Annotated in this window: 5 protein-coding genes and 1 pseudogene; 4 read left to right on the top strand and 2 right to left on the bottom strand. The window is 61.6% G+C overall.

What is annotated here, in order from left to right; all coding sequences use genetic code 11:
• A pseudogene (locus WA989_RS15110) lies at positions 1–789 on the top strand (NADH:flavin oxidoreductase); the annotation flags it as partial.
• A 52-nt stretch (positions 790–841) separates the two neighbouring features.
• Here the strand turns inward: WA989_RS15110 and WA989_RS15105 are convergent.
• Complete coding sequence (locus WA989_RS15105) at positions 842–1,432, bottom strand: hypothetical protein (protein WP_424341309.1); 591 nt, start codon at positions 1,430–1,432, stop codon at positions 842–844.
• Positions 1,433–1,680: 248 nt separating this feature from the next.
• On the opposite strand from WA989_RS15105, the gene WA989_RS15100 reads away from it, so the two are divergent.
• The 3 genes from WA989_RS15100 (at position 1,681) to WA989_RS15090 (ending at position 3,686) form a co-directional block, all read left to right on the top strand.
• Positions 1,681–2,661, top strand: coding sequence for an NAD(P)H-dependent flavin oxidoreductase (locus WA989_RS15100; RefSeq protein WP_424341308.1), 981 nt, complete (start codon positions 1,681–1,683; stop codon positions 2,659–2,661).
• A 135-nt stretch (positions 2,662–2,796) separates the two neighbouring features.
• A complete protein-coding gene (locus WA989_RS15095) occupies positions 2,797–3,228 on the top strand; it encodes a D-Ala-D-Ala carboxypeptidase family metallohydrolase (protein ID WP_424341307.1) in 432 nt (143 codons plus the stop codon).
• A complete protein-coding gene (locus tag WA989_RS15090; RefSeq protein WP_424341306.1) occupies positions 3,216–3,686 on the top strand; it encodes a hypothetical protein in 471 nt (156 codons plus the stop codon). Before WA989_RS15095 ends, WA989_RS15090 begins: the two co-directional genes overlap by 13 nt.
• A gap of 64 nt (positions 3,687–3,750) precedes the next feature.
• Here WA989_RS15090 and WA989_RS15085 read toward each other — a convergent pair.
• A partial coding sequence (locus WA989_RS15085) for an alpha/beta hydrolase family protein (RefSeq protein WP_424341305.1) occupies positions 3,751–5,320 on the bottom strand: 1,570 nt, incomplete at its 5' end.

Raw genomic sequence — 5,320 nt, 5'->3', positions numbered from 1 at the left:
GTGCAGGTGCATGGCGCGCATGGTTATCTGATCAGCCAGTTCCTCTCGCCGCGCAGCAACCGTCGCAATGATGAATGGGGCGGCTCGCTGGAAAACCGGGCGCGGTTCCTGATGGAGACGGTGAAGGCTGTGCGCGACGCTGTCGGGCCTGAGTTCGGCGTTGGCGTGAAGCTCAATTCGGCCGATTTCCAGCAGGGCGGCTTCAGCTTTGAGGAGTGTATGCAGGTCGTCGACTGGTTGAATGACAAGTCCATCGACCTCCTGGAGATTTCCGGAGGCAATTACGAGCAGCCCAAACTGCTCGGCATTGAGGGCTTGCAGGCACCTGAAAACCAGCCGGTGCGCGAGAGCTCCAAGGCGCGCGAGGCCTATTTCGTCGACTATGCGGCCATGGTGCGTGAGCGCGCAGAGATGCCGATCATGGCGACAGGCGGTTTTCGCACGCTGGCGGCGATGGAGGAGACGGTGTCGTCCGAGTTTGCCGACATGGTCGGGATTGGTGCGCCGCTCTGCACCGACCCTCACGGGCCGAAAAAGCTTCTGGCTGGTGAGGTGGCCCGGCTGGAAAACCATGCCAAACATATGCGGCTCGGGCCTGGTTTTCTCGGGCCGAACAGCAAGATCGGCCTGTTGAAGATGATCAATGCGCTCGGCCAGATGGCGTGGAATTATATTGCCATCGAGGCGATGTCAGAGGGGCGCACCCCGCCGCGAAACATCAGCCTGTTCAGCGCTTATAACCGCCATTCCGGCAAGCAGAAGAAGCAAGCCAAAGCGCTCGCCCGGTAAGTGCGCTAGGCCGTCCTTCGACGTCGCTCAGGATGAGCCCCGCGCATGTTGGTCAGTCCTGCTTCGGCAGGGCGAACCAGTTTGCGATCCTGGCGGCGACGTCAGCGCCGGTTGCGGAGGGCGCATGGGTGTAGAGCCAGTGTTCAAGCCGCTTGCGGAAGGCGGCAAGATCGGCTTCAGCGCGCGCCAGCGCAGCCTCATAGGCCTCGTAGGAGACGCTCAGCATCCCGTCATGCTGGCGCGGTACATCCGGTTCCTGTCCGCCCTCGAGATGCAGGATGATGCGGTCGGGCAGGGCTTCGATCCAGGGCGCCGGATCATGGCCGAGCCACGGGCTCGGTTCGCCCGGTTGCATATCCTTCCAGTGCCACCAGTCTTCCAGGCCGCAACAGCAGCTCGGTTCCAGCAGGAAGTTGCCGTCACGCACGACCAGCCCTCCGGCGAGAACCTGACCATCGCGGGCAGCAAGGCTGGCAATGGCGTCGCCCGGCGTGGCGCAGGCCGCATCAGCGTCACCATGGAGGCAAAGCGCCTGGACGAACCGGAAAATGGCGGCATCGTCCATATCGCCGCTGAGGGGGTGCAACGGGGCGAGCGGACTGTCGTCCATCTCGCCTTCATAGCAGGGGATGAATTGGAGCATGCCGGCCCTTGGAGGATGGGTTCTACTCTTCAAGGCGTGCGATTGCGGGCGATCGGGTCAAATCGTTTTTGACGGCGGGGGGGCAGGCTGTCCGGTCCTTCAATTGCGCGCTCCTCCCCCGTTTCCCATCGGGCAGCATGTGCCAGAGGGCAGTGTTGCGTGAGCGGGTTTCCCAACGTCATGGCTTGCTGGTATGAGGCGCGCAGCTAGTTAGTCAGGTGAAGAATTGTTTCTGAGGAAAATCGCCAATGTCTGTGCCATCCGTGCTTTCGAATTTGCGCCTGCCGGTGATCGGCTCGCCGCTTTTCATCATCTCCAATCCGGACCTGGTGATCGCCCAGTGCAAAGCCGGCGTGGTCGGCTCTTTTCCCTCGCTCAATGCGCGCCCGATTTCCCAGCTCGATGAGTGGCTCGACCAGATCACGTCCGAGCTCGACGCCTACAGCAAGGCCAATCCGGACCGGCCGGCCGCGCCCTTCGCGGTCAACCAGATCGTCCACAAGACGAATAATCGCTTGGAAGAGGACCTTGAGCTCTGCGTCAAATACAAGGTGCCGCTGGTGATCACATCGCTCGGCGCGCGCACCGAAGTGAACGACGCCATCCATTCCTATGGCGGCATCGTCATGCACGACATCATCAACACATTTTTTGCCAACAAGGCGCTCGAGAAAGGCGCTGATGGGCTGATCGCCGTCTGCGCCGGGGCAGGGGGCCATGCCGGCACGCTTTCGCCTTTTGCGCTGGTTCAGGAAATCCGTAAATTCTTTGACGGCCCGCTCGCGCTATCCGGCTCGATCGCGAATGGCGGCGCGGTGGCTGCGGCCCAGGCGATGGGCGCCGATTTCGGCTATATCGGCTCGGCCTTTATCGCCTGCGACGAAGCCAATGCGATGGAGGGCTACAAGGACGCCATCGTGGAATATGGCGCAGAGGACATCGTCTATTCCAACCTCTTCACCGGCGTGCACGGCAACTATCTCAGACCCTCGATCGAGGCTGCCGGGCTCGATCCGAACGCCTTGCCAGAGAGCGATCCGAGCAAGATGAATTTCGGCTCCGGCGGCAATCAGAAGTCCAAGGCCTGGAAGGATATCTGGGGCTGCGGGCAGGGCATTGGCGCGGTCGACAAGCGCATGTCGACGGCCGAATTCGTCGACCGGCTGGCCAAGGAATATGACGAGGCTGTGGCCGCGCTGTCGAAAGGCCGTGCCTTCGCGCCTGCCTGATCGTCTGCGGAGTTTCCGCATCCGGATGAAGCGTTAGACGCCAGACTTCAAACATGAAAATAGTTCGCCCGGCCTGATTGCTCAGACCGGGCCGCGCACCGTTGCAGAGTACGCCTCTTCCAGGAGGAGGACGATGTGCTCTATTCGACACCGGCAGAGGCGGCCGCTGCTCTCTCGCTCGTCTGGCGCTGGCCGAATTTCTCGATTGGCGAGCTTGCCTGTCGCTGCCGTGGCCGGTTTTGCGCGGGCGAGTACTGGCACGATGCGGGGTTTCTGGACGGGCTGGAGGCGGTTCGCGCGGCGCTGGGCGGCCGAGCGCTTGTGGTGACATCGGGGCATCGCTGCGCCGGATGGAATGCCGCCTTCGGCGGCGCGCCCCTGTCGCGTCACAAGCAGATCGCTGCCGATATCGCGCTTGCCGGCCATGACAGGTTTGCGCTGTTGGAGGAGGCCGAAGCGGCCGGTTTCACCGGGCTCGGCCTTGCAAAATCCTTCCTCCACCTGGACAGGCGGGCGCGGCCGGCGCGCTGGTATTATCCGGGAAGTGAAACCCTATGGAAGAGATGACAGGCTGGGCCGCAAGCGCCGCCGGCGGCGGGCTTTTTGGCGTGATCGGCTCGCTGGTCGGGCGCGTGGCCGGCTATTTCGAGACCCGCCAGCGCCAGGCCCATGAGCGCGCCCGATGGGGCCATGAGACAGAGCTTCTCCAGTTGCGGCATCAGGCGCGGATCGAGGAAAGCGAGGCCGAACGCGCGCTTGCCGACACAAGCGGCAGCTGGGCCGGGCTGACCGCATCGATCGAGGCCGACGCAGCGATCGGGGAGAGCTATCTCTGGGTCAATGCGGTGCGCGGTCTGACCCGGCCGGCGCTGACACTTTTGTTATGGCTGATCGCCGGTGGCATCTGGCTCGGCGCAACCGAAGCAGACCGCGCTGCCATCACCGACACCGCCACCTTCGCCGCCACAGCCGCCACCCTCTGGTGGTTCGGCGACCGCGGCGCAAGGCGAGGCACGGGGCGATAGCTCAAACAAAAAAAGGCGGACCCGAAGGCCCGCCTTTTCTCAGTTTTGCGAATTGCGCCGACGCTTACAGACCGCCAGGCCCGCAGTCATTCTCGAGGAAGTCGAGCATCTTCTCGTAGAAGATCGCGGCGTTGTCATAGTTGATCGTATTGTAGAAGTGGTCTGCGTCTTCGAGCACCAGATACTCATACGTCTTGCCGTTCTTTTTCAACTGATCAACGAACCAGTCGGACTGATTGAGCTGAACACGCTGGTCGTGTTCGCCATGGACGATCAGCACTGGAATGTTCACATCGGCGACGTGATCAACCGGGCTGATGCCGCCTTCGCGGGTCCGCTTCAGCTCCGACCGCGAGATGCGGTTTGTCGAGAATTCAGCGTTGGCTGCGTCGAGATCGCTGACGCCGGCGCCGGCAATGGCGCACTGATAGATCTGAGGCGTACGCACGGCCGACATCATGGCCGCATAGCCGCCATAGGACCAGCCGAACATCGCGATCCGGTCAGGGTCTACGAGCCCTTGCTCAACAAGGTACAGCGCACCGTCATCCTTGTCGTTCTGGGGTTTGCCGCCCCAGTCCTTATAGATGCCTTCGGCGTGCTCCATGCCATAGCCGAGCGTGCCGCGATATCCAGGCTGCAGAACCTTGTAGCCATTGTTCGCCAGAAGCTGTGCCCATTCATCATAGGTGACGTGCTCGGGAACTTCCGGCCCGCCATGAGGAAGCACAATAAGCGGATAGGGCGCAGATCCTGTCGGAGGCGTTGTCAGGTAACCCGGGATGGAGGCCCCGTCGCGCGAGGTCCATCTTATAAAGCTCACTTCGCCGAGGTCTTCTGGTTTCAGGAGGGGGTTGCGTGAGCCAATGCGCTGCAGAGCGCCATTATCCAAGAGGTAGTAGGTTCCGGGATTCTTGCTGCTTACAGCGTAGATGGTCATTTTCGAACCATCCATCGAACGGCTGGTGATCGTGATCTCATCATCTGGCAGGGCCGACTGAATGCCGTCAAACAGCGCTTTTTCCTCTGCGTCGATCCAGGCGATCTTGCGTTCGCCGTCTTCATAGTAGACGAAACCGGCAACCTCGCCCGGCTTGTTGGGATCTGTGGAATACCAGCCGCCACTGATATCGACATCTTCGCGCCTGTAGACCTCGTTCACCATCTCGCCGGTCTTCAGATCCATGAGATATACGCCGGTTGTGTTCTCGCCCTGATTGGAAAGAACGAAAGCGCGATCCAGATTTTCCGGGTCGAAGCCGATCGGCGAAATGTTCCACCGGTCGTCGAGCGCAGGCCAGCGGCGCACTTCCCGCCAGTCGTCGCTGCCCTTGTCCCGGGCGTAGAGCACGACTTCGCGTGACGCCGGCAGGAACTCGGTACCGATGCGGATGTCGCCGTCGCGGTCGAGCGTAAAGCCACCGATACGGCTGCCGACGCGCGCCTTGAGACGCAAGCGGTGGGTCTTTGCGTTCATGAGGTAAAAGTCAGGCGTAGTGATTTCGGAGACTGCAGTCCCCGAGCCGATCGATGGATTGTCATCGTTCAGATTGCCAGTGTACTTGCCGGTGGAAACCACCACATTTTCCGGGTCGGTTTTCAGCAGGCGCGCTTCGAGGTTCATGTCCGTGTAT

It is taken from the genome of Henriciella sp. (genome assembly GCF_049649345.1).
Lineage (GTDB): Bacteria > Pseudomonadota > Alphaproteobacteria > Caulobacterales > Hyphomonadaceae > Henriciella.
Note: the sequence above shows the minus strand (reverse complement) of the source record. Positions and strands in the feature narration are given on the sequence as shown.

Excerpts from the sequence above, each read along its gene's own strand:
- WA989_RS15105 (WP_424341309.1), bottom strand. The coding sequence starts at position 1,432 with ATGCTCCAATTCATCCCCTGCTATGAAGGCGAGATGGACGACAGTCCG.
- WA989_RS15100 (WP_424341308.1), top strand. The coding sequence starts at position 1,681 with ATGTCTGTGCCATCCGTGCTTTCGAATTTGCGCCTGCCGGTGATCGGC.
- WA989_RS15090 (WP_424341306.1), top strand. The coding sequence starts at position 3,216 with ATGGAAGAGATGACAGGCTGGGCCGCAAGCGCCGCCGGCGGCGGGCTT.